Origin of the sequence: Bacillus sp. T2.9-1 (assembly GCF_950097965.1) — a bacterium.
GTDB lineage: Bacteria > Bacillota > Bacilli > Bacillales > Cytobacillaceae > Niallia > Niallia hominis.
Genome location: NZ_CATNHG010000126.1, coordinates 1 through 17,636 on the forward strand (window position 1 = coordinate 1; position 17,636 = coordinate 17,636).

At 33.8% G+C, this 17,636-nt stretch carries 19 protein-coding genes; 15 read left to right on the top strand and 4 right to left on the bottom strand.

The window, feature by feature from the left end:
- The first annotated feature begins 184 nt into the window (after window positions 1-184).
- Window positions 185-532: a short-chain dehydrogenase gene (locus QQZ16_RS18940; RefSeq protein ID WP_235249588.1), complete on the top strand. Its 348-nt coding sequence runs from the start codon at window positions 185-187 to the stop codon at window positions 530-532.
- Between the two features lie 84 nt (window positions 533-616).
- Here QQZ16_RS18940 and QQZ16_RS18945 read toward each other — a convergent pair whose 3' ends face one another.
- Window positions 617-1,498, bottom strand: coding sequence for a ribokinase (locus QQZ16_RS18945; protein ID WP_284561657.1), 882 nt, complete (start codon window positions 1,496-1,498; stop codon window positions 617-619).
- Between the two features lie 158 nt (window positions 1,499-1,656).
- Window positions 1,657-2,445 (bottom strand): GNAT family N-acetyltransferase, encoded by a 789-nt coding sequence (locus QQZ16_RS18950; protein WP_284561658.1) that lies wholly within the window; start codon window positions 2,443-2,445, stop codon window positions 1,657-1,659.
- A gap of 313 nt (window positions 2,446-2,758) precedes the next feature.
- Here QQZ16_RS18950 and QQZ16_RS18955 point away from each other — a divergent pair, with 313 nt between their 5' ends.
- A complete protein-coding gene (locus tag QQZ16_RS18955; protein WP_235249601.1) occupies window positions 2,759-3,088 on the top strand; it encodes an HIT domain-containing protein in 330 nt (109 codons plus the stop codon).
- Between the two features lie 57 nt (window positions 3,089-3,145).
- Here the strand turns inward: QQZ16_RS18955 and QQZ16_RS18960 are convergent, their stop codons facing one another.
- Complete coding sequence (locus tag QQZ16_RS18960; protein ID WP_284561659.1) at window positions 3,146-3,475, bottom strand: hypothetical protein; 330 nt, start codon at window positions 3,473-3,475, stop codon at window positions 3,146-3,148.
- A gap of 120 nt (window positions 3,476-3,595) precedes the next feature.
- Here QQZ16_RS18960 and QQZ16_RS18965 point away from each other — a divergent pair, with 120 nt between their 5' ends.
- From QQZ16_RS18965 to QQZ16_RS18980, 4 genes are all read left to right on the top strand, one after another.
- Window positions 3,596-4,210, top strand: a complete 615-nt coding sequence (locus QQZ16_RS18965; protein ID WP_284561660.1) for a histidine phosphatase family protein — start codon at window positions 3,596-3,598, stop codon at window positions 4,208-4,210.
- A 20-nt stretch (window positions 4,211-4,230) separates the two neighbouring features.
- Window positions 4,231-4,971 carry an amidohydrolase family protein gene (locus tag QQZ16_RS18970; protein ID WP_284561661.1) on the top strand — a complete coding sequence of 247 codons (741 nt, stop codon included), beginning with the start codon at window positions 4,231-4,233 and terminating at the stop codon, window positions 4,969-4,971.
- 18 nt (window positions 4,972-4,989) lie between these two features.
- Window positions 4,990-5,457, top strand: coding sequence for an NUDIX hydrolase (locus tag QQZ16_RS18975; RefSeq protein ID WP_284561662.1), 468 nt, complete (start codon window positions 4,990-4,992; stop codon window positions 5,455-5,457).
- An 88-nt stretch (window positions 5,458-5,545) separates the two neighbouring features.
- On the top strand, window positions 5,546-6,307 hold the full coding sequence (locus QQZ16_RS18980) for a GNAT family N-acetyltransferase (protein ID WP_284561663.1): 762 nt from the start codon (window positions 5,546-5,548) through the stop codon (window positions 6,305-6,307).
- Window positions 6,308-6,381: 74 nt separating this feature from the next.
- Here QQZ16_RS18980 and QQZ16_RS18985 read toward each other — a convergent pair whose 3' ends face one another.
- Complete coding sequence (locus QQZ16_RS18985; protein ID WP_446715462.1) at window positions 6,382-7,137, bottom strand: DeoR/GlpR family DNA-binding transcription regulator; 756 nt, start codon at window positions 7,135-7,137, stop codon at window positions 6,382-6,384.
- Between the two features lie 469 nt (window positions 7,138-7,606).
- On the opposite strand from QQZ16_RS18985, the gene QQZ16_RS18990 reads away from it, so the two are divergent.
- From QQZ16_RS18990 to fsa, 9 genes are all read left to right on the top strand, one after another.
- On the top strand, window positions 7,607-8,731 hold the full coding sequence (locus QQZ16_RS18990) for an MDR/zinc-dependent alcohol dehydrogenase-like family protein (protein WP_284561665.1): 1,125 nt from the start codon (window positions 7,607-7,609) through the stop codon (window positions 8,729-8,731).
- Window positions 8,732-8,816: 85 nt separating this feature from the next.
- Window positions 8,817-10,097, top strand: coding sequence for an MFS transporter (locus QQZ16_RS18995; RefSeq protein WP_284561666.1), 1,281 nt, complete (start codon window positions 8,817-8,819; stop codon window positions 10,095-10,097).
- A 194-nt stretch (window positions 10,098-10,291) separates the two neighbouring features.
- Window positions 10,292-10,774, top strand: coding sequence for a ribose 5-phosphate isomerase B (gene rpiB, locus QQZ16_RS19000; RefSeq protein ID WP_284561667.1), 483 nt, complete (start codon window positions 10,292-10,294; stop codon window positions 10,772-10,774).
- Window positions 10,755-11,759: a dihydroxyacetone kinase subunit DhaK gene (locus QQZ16_RS19005; protein WP_284561668.1), complete on the top strand. Its 1,005-nt coding sequence runs from the start codon at window positions 10,755-10,757 to the stop codon at window positions 11,757-11,759. Before rpiB ends, QQZ16_RS19005 begins: the two co-directional genes overlap by 20 nt.
- Before the next feature lie 12 nt (window positions 11,760-11,771).
- Complete coding sequence (gene dhaL / locus QQZ16_RS19010) at window positions 11,772-12,422, top strand: dihydroxyacetone kinase subunit DhaL (RefSeq protein ID WP_284561669.1); 651 nt, start codon at window positions 11,772-11,774, stop codon at window positions 12,420-12,422.
- 131 nt (window positions 12,423-12,553) lie between these two features.
- Entirely contained in the window at window positions 12,554-13,534 is a 981-nt protein-coding gene (gene glpX, locus QQZ16_RS19015) for a class II fructose-bisphosphatase (RefSeq protein WP_284561670.1), read from the top strand.
- Window positions 13,535-13,653: 119 nt separating this feature from the next.
- On the top strand, window positions 13,654-15,663 hold the full coding sequence (gene tkt / locus QQZ16_RS19020; RefSeq protein WP_284561671.1) for a transketolase: 2,010 nt from the start codon (window positions 13,654-13,656) through the stop codon (window positions 15,661-15,663).
- A 35-nt stretch (window positions 15,664-15,698) separates the two neighbouring features.
- A complete protein-coding gene (locus tag QQZ16_RS19025; RefSeq protein WP_284561672.1) occupies window positions 15,699-16,463 on the top strand; it encodes an SDR family oxidoreductase in 765 nt (254 codons plus the stop codon).
- 119 nt (window positions 16,464-16,582) lie between these two features.
- Entirely contained in the window at window positions 16,583-17,239 is a 657-nt protein-coding gene (gene fsa, locus QQZ16_RS19030) for a fructose-6-phosphate aldolase (RefSeq protein WP_284561673.1), read from the top strand.
- The last annotated feature ends 397 nt before the right edge of the window (window positions 17,240-17,636 follow it).

The following is a 17,636-nucleotide window of genomic DNA, read 5'->3' on the forward strand; positions in this document are numbered from 1 at the left end:
ACTTTTTCAGATAGTGGGGGGCTAGCCCCCCACTATCTGAACTAACATCTATAGAATTATCAAAGAACAATATTTTAATTGGAAATTACCTCGAAAGAGGACTATAAACTTACTATACGAGGAGTTTTATTTATGATAAACAGAAAATGTGCGAAATAGAATTATATAATTATTGAAAGGATGTATGGCTATTTTTCATGAATTTGGTATCATCGAAAATTTTAATAAACAGGAAGCATACAATCATTACACACCAGAACTTTATGATTGTATTGCAGTAAATGATGATTTTATAGTAGAGATAATAGGGCAAGTAGCGATGATGAAAACATATTTTCATACTTATGAACGACCTGCTAATGGACTAGCATATTACGGAATAACGCTCATTCCTCCTGAGTCGTTTTCAACATTTTTAGATATCGTTTTGTCCAATAAAAAAAGAAGAAATTCTGAAGAACTTAACGATTTGGTTATAAAAATAAATAAGGCACAAGAAGCAAAAAAATACATGATTCACTTTGGCAAATAACAGCAAAGTGGAGTATGTATTTTTTTGCAAGGATTATTCATTCTTTGTCTACTTGAAAAGTACACCTTATTAATGAGCAAATATTTAAATAGACTCCATAACTTCCTTCATAGTAGGGATAGAGGAAGCAGCACCTTTTTGTTTTACGGCAATTGATGCTGCTTTAGAAGCAATTTTTAATGCATTTTTTATGTCGGCATGCTGAGAAATTTGGCTTAAGAAATATCCTAAAAATGTGTCTCCTGCTGCGGTAGTATCAACTGTATCTACTTTATAGGATGATTGTCTATGCTCAATGACAATATCTTTATAAATTACGCCTGCTTTGCCCAATGTTAACACGATTTTTAGCTGTTTGTTTAATGACAAGAGTTTTTGAAAGATCTTGTCATTTGTCTGTTCGTTCGTAATCGCTTTTGCTTCTATTTCATTTAAAATTAAATAATCTATTTTTGAAAAATTTAGGTTGGTAATTGATTCATCGATTGGAGAAGGATTAAGGACGATTTTTAATCCCTTTTGATGCGCTTTTTCTACTATGTATTCTATCTCATTGATTTCATTTTGCAAAAGAAGGATATCATCCGGTGAAAAATTTTCTAGAACACGATTAATTTGATCGACTGTTATCTCTTTATTTGCACCACCAAATAATAGAATGCAATTTTCCCCACTGGATGAGACTTGAATAATTGCATGACCCGTTGTGCTTCCATCCTCCTCAATCCAATCAACATTTACATTAGCTTCAGCTAAAACATTTTTTAGAAATAAGCCGTCTTTTCCGATATTCCCTCCGTGGTAAACTTGTGCCCCAGCTTTAGCGAGTGCAATCGATTGATTTAAACCCTTTCCACCCGGGAATTCTTCGTAATTCGTAGAAGATAATGTCTCGCCGGCAGACACAAAATGAGGAACAGAATATACTTTATCAATATTTAAAGAACCAAAGTTTAAAATCTTCAAGTCTTTCACCTCTGTCCATTTAACATATTTATAGAATATCACTATTTATTCAAATGGAGAAACTTTATGAATATAAGAGTGAGAAAAATTTTCGAATGTATTGATAACTAATTAATACTCGGAAAACAATTAATATTTTTGCCTTTTATCGAATAAGATTAGTCCAACGTAAAGTTAATTATAGATAATTCAGCAGTAGTTTCATAGCCAAGTCCTTTGTAAAGATTTGTAGCAGGAAGGTTTTCCGCTAATACACCAGGAAAAACCTCTTTAGAAATCTTTTTGCCAATGTAAGTTAGTTGACTAGTCAATAGTTTTGAAAGTCCCATCCCTCTATAATCAATTCTAGTTAATATGTTTCCAAGTTCGACAAGCTGTGGATCAAAGAAGTGAAAGCCACCTACTGCGATAAATTCATCTCTGTTTCTTATTCCTAAAAATGGATATTTCTCTAATTCGCTCTTTGTAAAAAATTTCATTTTTTCATTTTCTAAAAATTTAATTACTTTGGATAACTCTTCTGTCTTTACTTCTGTAGCGACATTTGATTCAATCAGCTTTGATAGGTCTTGGTGTTTCATCGTAAAAAAACGTTTTGGTGTACCTGTAATCAAATTTTGAGACTGAAATAGGTGAAAATCATCTTGATTAAGAATGGTCCCACAAATAGATTTTTTTTTAATTTGAATGACACTTCTTGTAAAAGCGATTAATTCCGGTAGGTATGCCTTCCATTGATTAAAACGATAAAATGAAAATGCTGGGAAAGATAGCCCGTTATAAAATGCCAAAATTGCTGTTAGCTGATTATCTACATACTGACCTATAAACACTACATTCGACTTTCTTTGACTCAAATAACTATAAAAAAGTAAATGCTGATCTTTATCGACTTTATCAATTAATTGTGAAATAATTTCCTTTTTAAGAATTTGATGTGAAATCATTTTATAGTTCCTTTCTATCTATTTTCTTTTATTTTAATGGATAGAAATTAAATATATTTGAACATTTCTTAACATTTTATTTTTCAAAGCACTACAAACAGATTTTATCAATGTAAATGGATGGACTAATTTATTGAATAGAAGTTTGCTCAAGAGCATAATTTCTTTTTTATAGTAAACTAGTGCCTTAATGTTAATGGTATAATTTAGAAAAGATGATTAAAAGGAACAAAAACATAGGTATCGATTATTGATGGACTACACGATTTTTCAGTGAAAGAAAATGACTTTCAATAAGGAGCTGGGAAGAAAGATGACAGAAGATTTCTATTGTGACCAAGTTCTTAGTGGAAAAACAGAGGTTAAGAAAGTAATGGAAACAAATAATGTTTTAGCTTATTATCACACGAACCCTTATTATCCTACCCATATAGTTGCAATCCCCAAAAAACATATTTCGTCGTTCATTACGTTAGAAGCAGGGGACAATCTCCTATTATTGGAGCTTCTGGGAGTGATAAAACAAGTAGCAGCTAACGTAACAAGGGAGCACGGTGCATGTAGAGTCATTACCAATATGGGGGATTATCAAGACTCTAAACATCTTCATTGGCATATTGTTCATGGCAAACCTTTAAGATAATAGCAATAACTTAAAAAGTGGAAAAGATAAAAAGGACTCCAAAAAGTCCTGTCTTAGTTAATTTGCGTTATTCATTGGATGTCTACTGAACATCATTTTCAGGAACCAAAGGAACCATATAAAGATAAATAAATGACCAAAAATAGTAAAAATGGTCCAATGTTCTCCCAGTTGTAATGAAAGAATTAAATGTTCCCACTCATTCTGATTAATATCTCTTTCGATGCTATTAATAAGGCCGATTATCGGAATAGTCAAAGTTAAAATAAGACTTAAAATCGAGATAAGCTTTTGTTTTCCTTTTAAAATACTGAATATTGCCGAAATTGTAATGGCTAATAAGAATGTATAATAAACGATCCAAAACCAAGTAGGTAGGCTTGCCAATGCATTTCTCCACTCCTTTTAAATAGAATTTTATGGTAATATTATACCAGTGATATAAAAAATACAATTTAATTGTAAATAGTAACCTATATAATTTATTAGTGTTAGGAGAATTTAATAATGCTTACCCTCTACATAACAAGACATGGAGAAACAAAATGGAATACAGAAAAAAGGATGCAAGGATGGAGTGATTCATCGTTAACGGAAAATGGAGTAAAGAATGCGATCTTATTAGGAAATAGATTGAAAGAGATTGAGTTTAATGCTATTTATACAAGCCCAAGTCAAAGAACCGTCAAAACAGCGAATCTAATTAAAGGGGATAGAAAGATTCCGCTTATTTTAGATGATTATATAAAAGAAATCAATATGGGGATATGGGAAGGAGAAACATTAGCTAATTTAAAAGATAATTATCCAGAACAATTCGACTTCTTTTGGAATGCTCCTCATCTGTATAAATCCATTGATGGAGAAGATTTTTTTGAAGTGAAAAACAGAATATCTAAAGCATTGAAAGAAATACAAGACAAGTATTCATCCGGTAATATCCTCCTTGTTACTCATTCAGTAGTGATAAAAGTACTACTGGCTATTTTTAAAGACTTGCCAATCGAGAAAATTTGGGAACCTCCTTTTATTAATGATACCAGTCTCACAGTTGTAGAAATGATTAATGGTACAGCGCAGATTGTACTAGAAGGGGATCTAACACATAGGCAGGATAAATAATTCATAGGAGTGTACATAAAATGAAAATCTTTGATTCGCATTTTCATATTATAGATAATCATTTCCCGTTGATTGAAAATCAAGGCTATATACCAAATACATTTACTTCAGATGACTATTTAAATGCTATAAAAAACTTAAATATAGTAGGTGGTGCAATTGTTTCAGGATCATTCCAAGGCTTTGACCAATCTTATTTAGTTCAAGCATTAAAAAATTTAGGCAGTAATTTTGTAGGTGTAACACAACTACCTGCTAGTGTCTCAGATGAAGAAATTATTCAATTAAATGAAGTTGGTGTGAAAGCTATTCGATTTAATTTAAAACGTGGTGGCTTTGCCGAAATTTCACAAATGGAGTATCTAGCAAGAAGAGTATTTGAATTAGTTGGTTGGCATTCAGAAATCTATATGGATTCTAATGATTTAGAAGATCATGCTACATTAATAGAAAAACTTCCTGCTGTGTCTATTGATCATCTAGGATTATCTCAAACTGGTTTTTCAAATCTACTATATTTGGTTGAAAAAGGAGTAAAGGTAAAGGCAACTGGTTTTGGGAGAATTGATTTTGATCCATGTAATGCTATCAAAAAAATACATGAAGTAAATCCAACGGCTTTAATGTTTGGAACAGATTTACCTTCCACGAGAGCGAAGCGGCCTTTTCAAGTATCTGATATAGACATCATTTTGAATGCTATAAGAGAAGAAGCAAATTTAGTACTATATCAAAATGCAATGGATTGGTATTTTAAATAAAAAAGATGGAGGCTTTGTATGGATTATATTCAGCATATAAGATCAATGGTTGGTCAAGAAAAAATAATTATGGTGGTTGCAGGTTCGATTGTTTTTGAAAACGAAAATAGAATTCTTTTACAAAAGCGTTCTGATAATGGCGAGTGGGGGATTGCTGGCGATTTTATGGAGCTTGGAGAAACAATTCAAGATACTGCAAGAAGAGAGGTATTTGAAGAAACTGGATTAAAACTAGGTAGCTTGGAGTTATTTGCTATTTATTCAGGATCTCAATATGATAAGACTTTTTCTAATGGAGATCAGGTCTCCATGGTACAAGTAGTTTTTATTTGTAAAGATTTCACAGGGGAATTAATAGCGCAAAATGGAGAATCACTAGCTAATAAATTTTTTGAAATGGAAAATTTACCTGAACCATTATTTAAAGACCATCGAATGATTTTCGAGGATTTATTATCTGAAAAAGAGGTTCCTATCATTACATAACCAGGAGAAATAATACATTAGGGAACTCGATGTTCGATATATTCAAGTGAAATTAAAACAAATTGGAATAATAGGAAGGAGAAAACAGTTGGATAAAATAGAGTTTATCGAATTATCAACAGAAAATATCGATGAAAAGGGCTGTTATTGTTTAAGAAGCAAACCGAAGTCTACAGGTTATCAAGGGAAAAAAGGTTGGTTAATAGACCAATTTGGACAAGGATTAAAATATATTCAACTGTTAGAGCATGAAAAGCTGGCTGGTTTTATTGAATATACGCCAATAGAATATTCCTCAAGAGTAATATATGGGGAAAATTACTACGTCATCCATTGCCTATGGGTTAATATAACTGGGAAAGGATATGCCACTCAACTAATTAAAAAGGTTATTCAAGATGCTAAAGATCATAAGAAGAATGGTGTTATTGTTATAACAAATCCAACAACCTCTTGGACACCAAGCAAAGAAGTTTTTATAAAAAACGACTTTGTTGAAGTAGAGCATGCACCATATGGATTTGAGTTATTAGTCTATAAAATGGATGATGTGCCAAATCCGTATTTTCCTAATGATTGGCAAGAACGGCTAACTCGTTATAACGACCAATTAACCATTCTTCGAACAGCACAATGCCCTTATATAGATATAGCAATTGATAATGTAATAGAAGCTGCAACAAAGCTAGATATAAAGGCAGAAATCCAACATCTACAAACACGAGAAGAATTATTAAAGCTTTCTCCTACTCCATATGGCGTTTATGGAGTGATTTATAGGAATCAATTGATCTCTTATCATCGACTTACGGTTCATTCTGCGATGAAACGATTGAGGGAATTAGCATAAATTCAATTGAAAAAGTACCTCATAAGAATTGGGGTACTTTTTAGTGAAAGTCTTGTTATTAAAATGGAATTTTACTATTTGCTATTGTTTGTTTCTGTTAGTATGATATCAATTTTATGTTTTTGTGCTTTTGCCAAAAAATCCTCTGGGACCTCATAATTAGTGATGATCCCATCTATTTCTTCGGTTTTCGCAAATGTTGCGATAGAATTTTTATTGAATTTTGTATGATCTAGTAGAGCGATAACTTTATTTGAAGCTTCTACCATTGCTTTTTTTAATTCTACTTCGTAAACACTAAAATCAGTTAAGCCAGCTTCAAAAGAGAATCCGTTTGCAGAAGCAAACATAATGTCAATATTAATATTATTTAATATATTGATTCCTAAACTGCCCTCAAGAGAAAAAGAGCCTTTTTTAACAATCCCCCCAAGCAGAATCACTGTAATACTTGGATGATCTCGTAATTCTAAAGCCGTATTTATCCCACTAGTAACAACGGTTAAGCGATAAGGCATGTCATTTAGCAATCGTGCAAGTTCAAGAGCGGTTGAACTAGAATCAAACATTAGACATTGACCGTCTGAAATAAGTTCACTTGCTTTTTTTGCGATACTTAATTTTTCTTTTTTGTTTTTACCTTCTCTTGTAAAAAAGCTGAATTCTTTATCTGTATCAGAATTAGCTAAAACTGCCCCCCCATGTGTTCGTTTTAATAATCCTTCTTCTTCCATCTTTGTGAGATCAGTTCGAAGTGTTGCTTCTGAAACATTTATTTCTTTAGAAAGGTCTTTAATAATGATTCTCTGATCTTCTTGTAATTTTTTCATAATAATTTGTCTTCGTTCTGACGCGAATTTTTTTTCTTTCAATTACATCACCTATATTCCTATATATATTAGATCTATATTTGTACAAAAAATGAAGGAGTACTATTTAAACTATTAATACTATTACATCATTATTTTAAAAAAATGTAAATGGATTAGTTCGTAAATAAAAATAAACGAAAACAAATGGAAAAAAATAAAATAAAAAATTGACTAAACGATAATAAAGGGAATATAATGAAAATGTGAAAAACATAATGTTAGTTTATCAGCGGTAGAAAATGTTTTCAATACTATTCTATAAGGAGTGGTGAATTGCAGGATTTTAAAATTATGCAAAATGAAAGCGTTGTCTGTTTTATTGAGCAAAAGTTTGTTTTGATTAGCAAATCAGTAAATGTATTAAATAACTAGTCTTATAAAATATCAAATTTATAGGCTACACTAAAAAATGAAAAGGAGTAAAAAGATGAATACAAACACTGTTATTAATGAAGAATTTAAAGAAGTTGTGATTCCAAAAACAATGAAGGCGATTGTGGCATATGAACCTGGTGATTATCGTTTAGAAGAGGTAGCTGTTCCAGAGATTACTGATGAAGAAATATTAATTAAAGTAGAGGCTTGTGGAATTTGCGCTGGAGATGCAAAAGCATATGATGGAGCACCAAGTTTTTGGGGAGATGAGAAGCAACCAGCTTACATAAAAGCGCCAATGATACCTGGCCATGAATTTATTGGTACTATTGTAGCGGTAGGAAATAAAGTAGAAGGATACAAAGTTGGAGATAGAGTAATCTCAGAACAGATTGTTCCTTGCTGGGATTGTCGTTTTTGTAAGCGCGGTCAATATTGGATGTGTGAAAAACATGATTTATATGGTTTTCAAAATAATGTAAATGGTGGTATGGCAGAATATATGAAGTTTACAAAAGAAGCTATTAACTACCATGTACCAGAAGAATTGCCGATTGAAAAAGCTATATTAATAGAACCGTATGCTTGTTCCTTCCATGCAGTTCAACGTGCAAAAATTCAACTTGGTGATATCGTTGTTCTGGCTGGAGCGGGAACGTTAGGACTTGGTATGATTGGGGCGATTAAAAAATCGGGTCCTGGAAAGTTGGTTGTATTAGATTTATTCGACGATCGTCTAGAACTTGCAAAAAAATTTGGTGCAGACCTTGTTTTGAATCCACTAAGAGATGATGTAACTAAAATTATTAAAGAGATGACAGATGGGTATGGTTGCGATATTTATATTGAAGCAACTGGAGCACAAAAATCTGTAGAACAAGGGCTAACATTAATACGTAAATTAGGTACATTTGTTGAATTTAGTGTTTTTAAAGAGCCGGTAACAGTCGATTGGAGTATTATTAGCGACAGAAAAGAACTAGACGTATTAGGTTCCCACTTAGGACCATACTGCTATCCTCTAGTAATTGAAGGTATTATGAATGGAGACTTGCCAACTGAAGGAGTTGTCACCCACAAGCTTCCTTTAGAAGAATTTGAAAAAGGCTTTAAATTAGTGAAAGACGGTAAGGAATCACTAAAGGTTATTCTAATTCCAAATTACCAAGCAGAATAAGGAAGCTATATGAAAAGCAGTTATTTATGGAGTTTCCATAATAACTGCTTTTGTTAAAAAATACGACTAAAGCGGGGGGAAAAGTATGAATATGTTATTATCCAAGTTAGGTATGGATAAGAAAATGGCATTGGGGTATATAGGAGTATTAGTTTTTATGATGGGGGATGGCCTTGAACAAGGCTGGTTATCATCTTATTTAACAGATAATGGGCTTTCTATTCAACAATCTGCTCTGCTTTTCAGTATTTATGGTTTTGCTGTTGCAATTGCAGCGTGGCTTTCAGGTGTATTAGCAGAAATTTTGGGACCGAGAAAGGCGATGGCATTAGGATTTACTCTATTTATTATTGGTACACTTGTATTTTTAATTATTGGTATCCCAACAATGAATTTAGCCGTCATGATTCCAACCTATTCCCTTAGAGGACTAGGCTACCCACTATTCTCCTATTCCTTTCTTGTTTGGTTAACCTATTATGCTCCAAGTGAAAAGCTAGGAACAGCAGTTGGGTGGTTCTGGGTTTCTTTTGCGGGGGGTTTAAATGTTCTAGGAGCTTATTATTCTAGCTTTGCTCTTCCGATATTAGGAGAAATAAAAACATTATGGAGTGCTTTAATATTTGTAGTAATTGGGGCTATTTTAGCAATTTTTATAAATAAAGACAGTAGTAGTGAAAAATCAAATGCAAAATTTAAAACGAAAGCCGAAGCAATCAAATATATCGCCAAAGGAATTACCATCGCTTTTGAAAAACCAAAAGTAGGGTTAGGAGGAATTGTTCGTACTATTAATACAGCAGGTGCTTATGGATTTGTCGTATTTTTACCTGCCTATATGATCGAAATTGGTTTTACAAGAACAGAATGGTTACAAATTTATGGCGCTCTTTGGTCAAGTAATGTAATTTTTAACCTTATTTGGGGTGTTATAGGAGATAAGTTAGGATGGAGAAATACAGTTATGTGGTTTGGTGGGGTTGGTTGTGCAATTTTTACTGCGTTAATATACTATGTTCCGCATTTAATGGGAGCAAACTATTTTGCAACAACTTTGGTAGGGATATGTTTTGGTGCCTGTCTCGCTGCTTATGTTCCTTTATCTGCGCTAATTCCTTCTTTAGCACCAGAAAGTCGGGGGGCTGCAATGTCGATTTTAAATCTTGGAGCAGGTTTAAGCACATTTGTAGGACCTGCTTTAGTTGGTCTATTTATTGCAAGCGTTGGGACGGTAGGCATTATTTGGATATATACTGGATTATATTTATTTAGTGCTTTTTTAATGTTATTTGTTAATTTGCCAAAGAAAAAGGTTCAGGGAGTAGAAGAGGATAATATAAATCTGAATACCAGTACTGTACAATAAACGATGCATCATAGCGAGAGAATTTAATAAATAATCTCGCTATTTTTATGGTGTTAAAAAGAAAAAACCGAAAATAAACGAAAGTAAACAAAAATAATAATTGACAAATACGAAATAAAATGAAAGAATATAACTATAAAGGAAATGGAATTAAGTAGAAAAAAAGTATGTATATAGGGAGATGACATGTTAAAATGAGAATTGGAATAGGTTCTGATCACAATGCTTTTGTTCTGAAAGAAAGTATTAAAAGTTATGTAATAGAATTAGGTCATGAGGTTGTAGATTATGGTTGCGATGATAATTGTAGTGAAGTAGATTATCCTGAAGTAGCATTTGAAGTAGGAAATGGAATTATAGAAAAAAAGATTAATAGAGGAATTTTAATTTGTGGAACAGGTATAGGGGTTGCAATTGCAGCTGGAAAAATACCAGGGATAAGAGCAGCCTTGTGCCATGATGTTTATTCAGCAGAACGGGCTCAAAAGAGCAATAATGCTCAAATCTTAACGATGGGTGCACAAATTATCGGTGTAGAAGCAGCAAAAAAGGTTGTGAAGGCATATTTAGAGTCAGAATTTACTGGTGGTAACTCTGGAAGAAAAGTTCAACAAATCATAGATAAAGAACAGGAATATTTGAAAGGGGTAGCAGTAAATGAAGAAACTTATCAATAATCCAACAAATGTAGTAGATGAAATGATTGAAGGATATATAAACGCTTATCCCCAATATGTTAAACAATTAGAAGAAAATAAACGATCCCTTGTTACCGCAAAAAAATCTCGTGAAAATAAGGTAGGGGTACTAATTGGTGGTGGTTCAGGGCATGAACCTGCGTTTATGGGCTATGTAGGAGAAGGGATGGCAGATGGGGTCGCTGTTGGTAATATATTTGCTTCGCCTCCACCAGATCCAATTCTTGAAGCAACAAAAGCAATTGATAAAGGTGCTGGGGTTGTGTATATATATGGAAATTACGCAGGAGATGTAATGAATTTTGGGATGGCTGCTGAATTAGCAGATTTAGAATGTGGAATTGAAGTCGGATCTGTTCTAGTAACAGATGATGTTGCTTCGGCGCCAAAAAATGAAATAGAAAAACGCCGTGGAATTGCAGGAGAGTTTTTTGTAACAAAAGTAGCAGGTGCAGCTGCTGAGAATGGATATTCTTTCGCGGAAGTTATTCGAGTAGCTCAAAAAGCAAACGATTACACTCGTTCAATGGGTGTGGGATTAACACCATGTTCCCTTCCTCAAACAGGAAAGCCGAGTTTTGAGCTAGCAGAAACGGAGATGGAAATTGGTCTTGGCCATCATGGAGAACCAGGAGTAGAAAAAGGGGAGTTAGCACCAGCTGACGATGTAGCAGAACGCCTAGTACAAGATATTTTAGTAGACATGCCGTTAGATCAAGGGGAAGAAGTTGCTGTTCTTGTAAACGGTTTAGGCTCAACTACTCGAATGGAACTTTATATTATGTTTCGTAAAGTAAAGCAAATTTTAAGTGAGAAAGGTATTGTAATCCATCGTTCGTATGTTGGTGATTATAGTACTTCTCTAGAAATGGGCGGCTGCTCGGTAACATTAATTAAATTGGATGATGAATTAAAAGAACTAGTAGATCAACCAGCTGATTGTGCAATGTTTGTTCAAAGATAAGGAGGCGAAAAAATGAAATTTACGGCAGAGGACTATAAAAGGTTTTTAAAAAATGTTGTTACGATAATTGAAGAACAAAAAGATTATTTATCAGAGCTTGATAGAAAACTAGGAGATGGAGATCATGGTGTTACCATGTCCATTGGATGGCAAGCAATTGATGAAAAATTAGAAACGGATCTAAAGGAAGAAACAGATTGCGGAAAAATTGCAGTGCTGGCAGGTAAAACATTTCTAAGTGCAGTTGGTAGCTCGGTTGGACCATTATATGCAACTGGTTTTTTGAGAGGGTCTAAAGCATTTCAAAATAAAACGGAGTTATCTGATGAAGACTTAGCTAATTTTTGGATTGCATTTATTGAAGGGGTAAAGGACAGAGGAAAAGCAGAAGTTGGTGATAAGACAATGATAGATACTTTGCAACCAACTGTTGAAACATTGCAAAAGCATTTTGCACAAACAAATGATTTCAGTGCATCATTTAAAAAAGCGGTTGAGGCAGGGGAAAAAGGGATGTTATCTACAAAGGATCTTTTATCAAAACGTGGAAGATCAAGTAGATTAGGGGAACGTTCGTTAGGTTACCAAGATCCAGGTGCGACATCTGCATATCTAATCCTTGCAACCTTTTTAACAACAGTCCAAAGTACACAGACGGTTTAAAAAATACATGGAGGAAAGTGTGAATATACTTTCCTCTTCATTTAGAAGATTGGTTAATGAGCTCGGTAATATCATACATTTCAATGTATAAAAATTCATTTTGTTGAATAAAAAAAGGTGGAGGAGATATAATGAAGTCTTCCAATATTGCTTTCAGAAAAGATGATGTACAAAGTCTTGCAATCGATTTTTTAGCAATTTCGCAGAAAGCAGCGATTGCATCTTTTCCGTGGATCGGAAAAGGTAATAAAAATTTAGCAGATGGTGCTGGAACAGAATCGTTGCGAGAAGAAATGAATAAAGTGGATATGCAAGCAGTAATTGTAATTGGTGAAGGAGAAATGGATGAAGCGCCAATGTTATATATTGGTGAGGAGCTTGGGACTGGAAATGGGCCAAGTCTTGATATTGCAGTTGATCCAGTCGAAGGTACTACATTATTGTCAAAAGGACAAGATAATTCATTATGTGTCATTGCAGCATCTGCAAGGGGAAGTCTTTTACATGCGCCTGACATGTATATGGAAAAAATTGCAGTTGGTCCTAAGGCAAAGGGATGTATAAATATTGAATGGTCTTTAATGGATAATATAAAAGCAGTAGCACAAGCGCAAAATAAGGAAATGAAAGATATTACCGTTATGATTCAAGATCGTCCTCGCCACCATCATTTAATTGAGCAAGTTTTTTCGTTAGGAGCAAGTGTTAGACTATTCTCTGATGTAGATATCACAGCAGCTATCGCAACTGCTATTGACGAAAGTGATGTGGATTTATTTGTCGGAACGGGAGGAGCGCCAGAAGGTGTTATTTCTGCAACTGCTTTAAAATGTTTAGGCGGAGATTTTCAAGGAAAATTAATCCCAAAAGATCAAGAAGAATATGATCGCTGTGTAAAAATGGGAATTACAAACCCGAATAAAGTCTTGAAATTGAACGATATAATTCGTTCTGAAGATTGCTTTTTCGTGGCTACAGGCATTACGAATGGGATGCTTTTACAAGGGGTACGCAGTATGGATGATAAATCGAGATTAACACATTCTTTCGTTACTATAGGAGGAGATAGCGAAAACTATCAATTTATAGAAGCAAAACATTCCTTAAAATAATTTTTAAAACATGAATTTTAATATAAAAAAAGAAAATATCTACAGTTATTATAGATATATTTTTAATAACAGAGCGTTTCTGTATTTATAAATGATATTAAAATAAGGAGCCCATAATAATGATTAATCAAAAAGTGGATATTGATACATTAACGATTAATACGATTCGGACGTTAGCAATCGATGTAATTGAAAAAGCTGGTTCGGGACATCCTGGAATGCCAATGGGTGCAGCACCTATGGCATATGTATTGTGGTCAAAAATAATGAATTATAATCCTAACAATCCTAATTGGTTTAATCGTGATCGGTTTGTACTTTCAGCAGGACATGGTTCCATGCTTCTTTATAGTTTATTACATTTAACTGGATATGATCTTTCTAAAGAAGAGCTTCTCCAATTTCGTCAGTGGGGAAGTAAAACACCTGGACATCCAGAATTTGGTCATACACCTGGTGTCGATGCGACAACTGGTCCACTTGGCCAAGGTATAGCTATGAGTGTTGGCATGGCTATGGCAGAAAGACATCTTGCTGCAACCTATAATCGGGAAGAATTAAATGTAGTAGATCATTACGTCTATAGTATTTGTGGAGATGGAGACCTAATGGAAGGCGTTTCAGGAGAAGCAGCTTCTTTAGCCGGCCATTTAAAATTAGGAAAATTAATAGTTTTATATGATTCGAATGATATTTCATTAGATGGAGATCTATCAATGTCTTTTACGGAAAGTGTAGAGAGTCGTTTCAAAGCATATGGATGGGAATATTATCGCATTGAGAATGGAAATGATATCGAAACTATCCAACAAGTGCTTGAAAAAGCAAAAGAAAATAAAGACCAACCAACACTAATTGAGATTAAAACAATAATCGGATACGGTTCTCCAAATAAAGGAGGAAAATCAGACTCACATGGTTCTCCTTTAGGAATAGACGAAATCCAATTAGTAAAACAATCATATGACTGGTCATATGATCAACCATACTATATACCGAATGAGGTTTCGGAATATTTAGAAAAACTAAAAAATCTATCTGCTGAAAAAGAGGCGATGTGGAATCATTTATTTAAGAAATATAGAGAAATATATCCAAATCTCGCAGAACAATTAAGTGGAGCGATTAAGGATGAGTTACCAGAAAATTGGGATAAGGATATTCCGAAATATTCGATAGGCGAACATTCGCTTGCAACAAGATCTTCGAGTGGAGAAGTTCTTCAAGCACTTGCAAAGAATTTCCCATCCTTATTTGGTGGATCAGCGGATCTTGCCTCATCCAATAAGACACTGATAAAAAATGGGGGCGATTTTTTACCAGATAACTATAAAGGAAGAAATATCTGGTTTGGAGTACGAGAATTTGCAATGGGAGCAATCTTAAATGGAATGGCGTTACATGGTGGAATAAAGGCTTTTGGTGCAACCTTCTTTGTTTTCTCTGATTATTTACGCCCAGCAATCCGTCTTTCTGCGTTAATGAAGTTACCAGTAATCTATATTTTTACACATGATAGCATTGCAGTAGGAGAAGATGGACCAACTCATGAGCCTATTGAGCAGCTTGCCTCATTACGAGCGATGCCTGGTTTATCTACTATTCGCCCAGCAGATGGTAATGAAACAGCTGCCGCATGGAAATTATCGGTAGAAAGTAAGGATACACCGACAGCTCTCATACTATCAAGACAAAACTTGCCAACACTGGTAAATAGTGATCAAGCATATGTTGGAGTAAAAAAAGGTGCATACGTAATATCAAAAAGAGATAAAGCGGTTGGTCTACTATTAGCATCTGGGTCAGAGGTTGCATTAGCTATAGAGGCACAAAGGTTACTTGAAGAAGAAAATATTAACGTATCTGTTGTTAGTATGCCATCATGGGATTTATTTGAAAAACAATCAAACACTTATAAGGAAACTGTCATTCCAAAAACTATTTCAGTTCGATTAGCATTAGAAATGGGAGCATCACAGGGGTGGCATCGCTATGTTGGGAATGATGGAATGGTATTAGGAATAGATAAATTTGGAACCTCGGCACCAGGAGAAAAAATAATAGAAGAATATGGATTCACACCAGAGAATGTGGTGGCAGAATTCAAAAAAATACTTACTATAGTTTGATCAATTAATAAAAATGAAGAAAGGAAGGCTACTAAATGGGATATCAAGGATTCGATAAAAATTTCAATCTAACAGATAAGGTAGCAGTCGTTACAGGTGGTTCTAGTGGAATCGGGAAAGCAACAGCAGAGCTTTTTGTAGAAAAGGGGGCATATGTAGCTATATTAGATATAAAGGATAATGTAGTAGAAGTAGCTAAAGCTATTCATTCTAACCGAGTATTTGGTATAAAAACGGATATTACAAAAAAGGAATATATCGAAGAAGCTATCAGAACAGTAAAAGATAAATTTGGAAAGATTGATATTCTATTTAATTCAGCCGGAGTGGCTTTACTTGAAAAGGCGGAAGAGCTATCAGAAGAATACTGGGATAAGACCATGGAATTAAATTTAAAAGCATCTTTCTTACTTGCTCAAATTGTAGGTAAAGAAATGATAATAGATGGTGGAGGTAAAATTATAAATATGGCCTCACAGGCTGCGGTCATTGCATTAGATAAGCATGTAGCTTACTGTGCAAGTAAAGCTGCTATTGTATCGATGACTAAGGTCTTAGCAATGGAGTGGGCAAAATATCAAATAAAAGTGAATGCTATTTCTCCAACCGTTATATTAACGGAGCTTGGTGAAAAAGCATGGGCAGGCAAAGTTGGAGAAGATATGAAGAAACTTATTCCAGCAGGACGATTTGGTTATCCTGAAGAAGTGGCAGCATGTGCGGTTTTTTTAGCAAGTGATGCTGCTAATATGATTACTGGTGAGAATTTAGTTATAGATGGAGGATATTCTATTAAATAAGTTTATATGTTTATAAATCTATTTTAATAAATTATGGATAATTCAGTTATCGTTTAATTTAGAAAAGTTGAAAATAGATATTTAAGAGAAGAAAAATAATAGTAATGGAGGGTTTCATTATGAAGTTTTTTATCGATACTGCCAATATTGACGAAATTAAAAAAGCGTATAGATTTGGGATATTGTCAGGGGTAACAACTAATCCATCTTTAGTAGCCAAAGAAGGGGTGAAATTTGAAGATAGAATAGAAGAAATTGCTCAAGTCGTTTCTGATGTGGAATCTGTTTCTGCTGAAGTGCCACCAGATGCACTTACAGCAGAAGAGATGATTCAAGAGGCAGAAGAATTAATCAAAATTAATGGTGGAGATGAAAAGATTACCATTAAGCTTCCAATGACATTAGCAGGCTTAGAAGCTACCCGTTATTTATCTCAAAAAGGTATTAAAACAAATGTAACCCTCATTTTTACAGTGAATCAGGCATTATTAGCTGCTCAAGCTGGTGCAACCTATGTTTCCCCATTCTTAGGTCGTTTGGATGACATATCAGAAGATGGGGTATTATTAGTAGAAAAAATTGCAAAATTGTTTCAAATTCATAATTTAGATGCACAAATTATTGCAGCTTCTGTTCGTCACCCAGATCATGTTACTCGTGTCGCATTAGCAGGTGCGCATATAGCTACCATTCCTTATAGTTTGATTGAAAAGTTAATCCAGCATCCATTAACAGATCAAGGAATGGAAAAATTTGCTTCGGATTGGAAAAAATAATTATTAAGTTTACAGAAGGATATTCCAAAAGAAAAAATAAGCACTTAACATGGATGTATTGATAATGAACTGGAAAAATAAAAAGACTGAGGTAATACTTAAGCTAATAGTTAGTTTTGCTTAATTAAGACTATAAACAAAGCCGCAATAAGGTCTTTGTTTATAGTCTTTTTATATATGGGGAATTATGTATATATAGAGTTTTGTTCGTTTGTTCTTTTACATTCTTAAGAGAACTTTAAATAAGGAATCCCAATTTTATTTACTATAACTCAACTTTCGCAGAGTGATATCGGCAAATAAGCCTTGATATAATTAGGAAGGCCAGCGATCCACTGTTCAAGTTGACTTTGAATTATTTTTTTGATTTTCTTATTCGTTTGTTTAAGTGCATCTT

Bases quoted from the DNA above. Each gene is read 5' to 3' on its own strand.
- QQZ16_RS18940 (WP_235249588.1), top strand. From the start codon at position 185: ATGGCTATTTTTCATGAATTTGGTATCATCGAAAATTTTAATAAACAG.
- QQZ16_RS18950 (WP_284561658.1), bottom strand. From the start codon at position 2,445: ATGATTTCACATCAAATTCTTAAAAAGGAAATTATTTCACAATTAATT.
- QQZ16_RS18955 (WP_235249601.1), top strand. From the start codon at position 2,759: ATGACAGAAGATTTCTATTGTGACCAAGTTCTTAGTGGAAAAACAGAG.
- QQZ16_RS18965 (WP_284561660.1), top strand. From the start codon at position 3,596: ATGCTTACCCTCTACATAACAAGACATGGAGAAACAAAATGGAATACA.
- QQZ16_RS18970 (WP_284561661.1), top strand. From the start codon at position 4,231: ATGAAAATCTTTGATTCGCATTTTCATATTATAGATAATCATTTCCCG.
- QQZ16_RS18975 (WP_284561662.1), top strand. From the start codon at position 4,990: ATGGATTATATTCAGCATATAAGATCAATGGTTGGTCAAGAAAAAATA.
- QQZ16_RS18985 (WP_446715462.1), bottom strand. From the start codon at position 7,137: ATGAAAAAATTACAAGAAGATCAGAGAATCATTATTAAAGACCTTTCT.
- QQZ16_RS18990 (WP_284561665.1), top strand. From the start codon at position 7,607: ATGAATACAAACACTGTTATTAATGAAGAATTTAAAGAAGTTGTGATT.
- QQZ16_RS18995 (WP_284561666.1), top strand. From the start codon at position 8,817: ATGAATATGTTATTATCCAAGTTAGGTATGGATAAGAAAATGGCATTG.
- rpiB (WP_284561667.1), top strand. From the start codon at position 10,292: ATGAGAATTGGAATAGGTTCTGATCACAATGCTTTTGTTCTGAAAGAA.
- QQZ16_RS19005 (WP_284561668.1), top strand. From the start codon at position 10,755: ATGAAGAAACTTATCAATAATCCAACAAATGTAGTAGATGAAATGATT.
- dhaL (WP_284561669.1), top strand. From the start codon at position 11,772: ATGAAATTTACGGCAGAGGACTATAAAAGGTTTTTAAAAAATGTTGTT.
- glpX (WP_284561670.1), top strand. From the start codon at position 12,554: ATGAAGTCTTCCAATATTGCTTTCAGAAAAGATGATGTACAAAGTCTT.
- tkt (WP_284561671.1), top strand. From the start codon at position 13,654: ATGATTAATCAAAAAGTGGATATTGATACATTAACGATTAATACGATT.
- QQZ16_RS19025 (WP_284561672.1), top strand. From the start codon at position 15,699: ATGGGATATCAAGGATTCGATAAAAATTTCAATCTAACAGATAAGGTA.
- fsa (WP_284561673.1), top strand. From the start codon at position 16,583: ATGAAGTTTTTTATCGATACTGCCAATATTGACGAAATTAAAAAAGCG.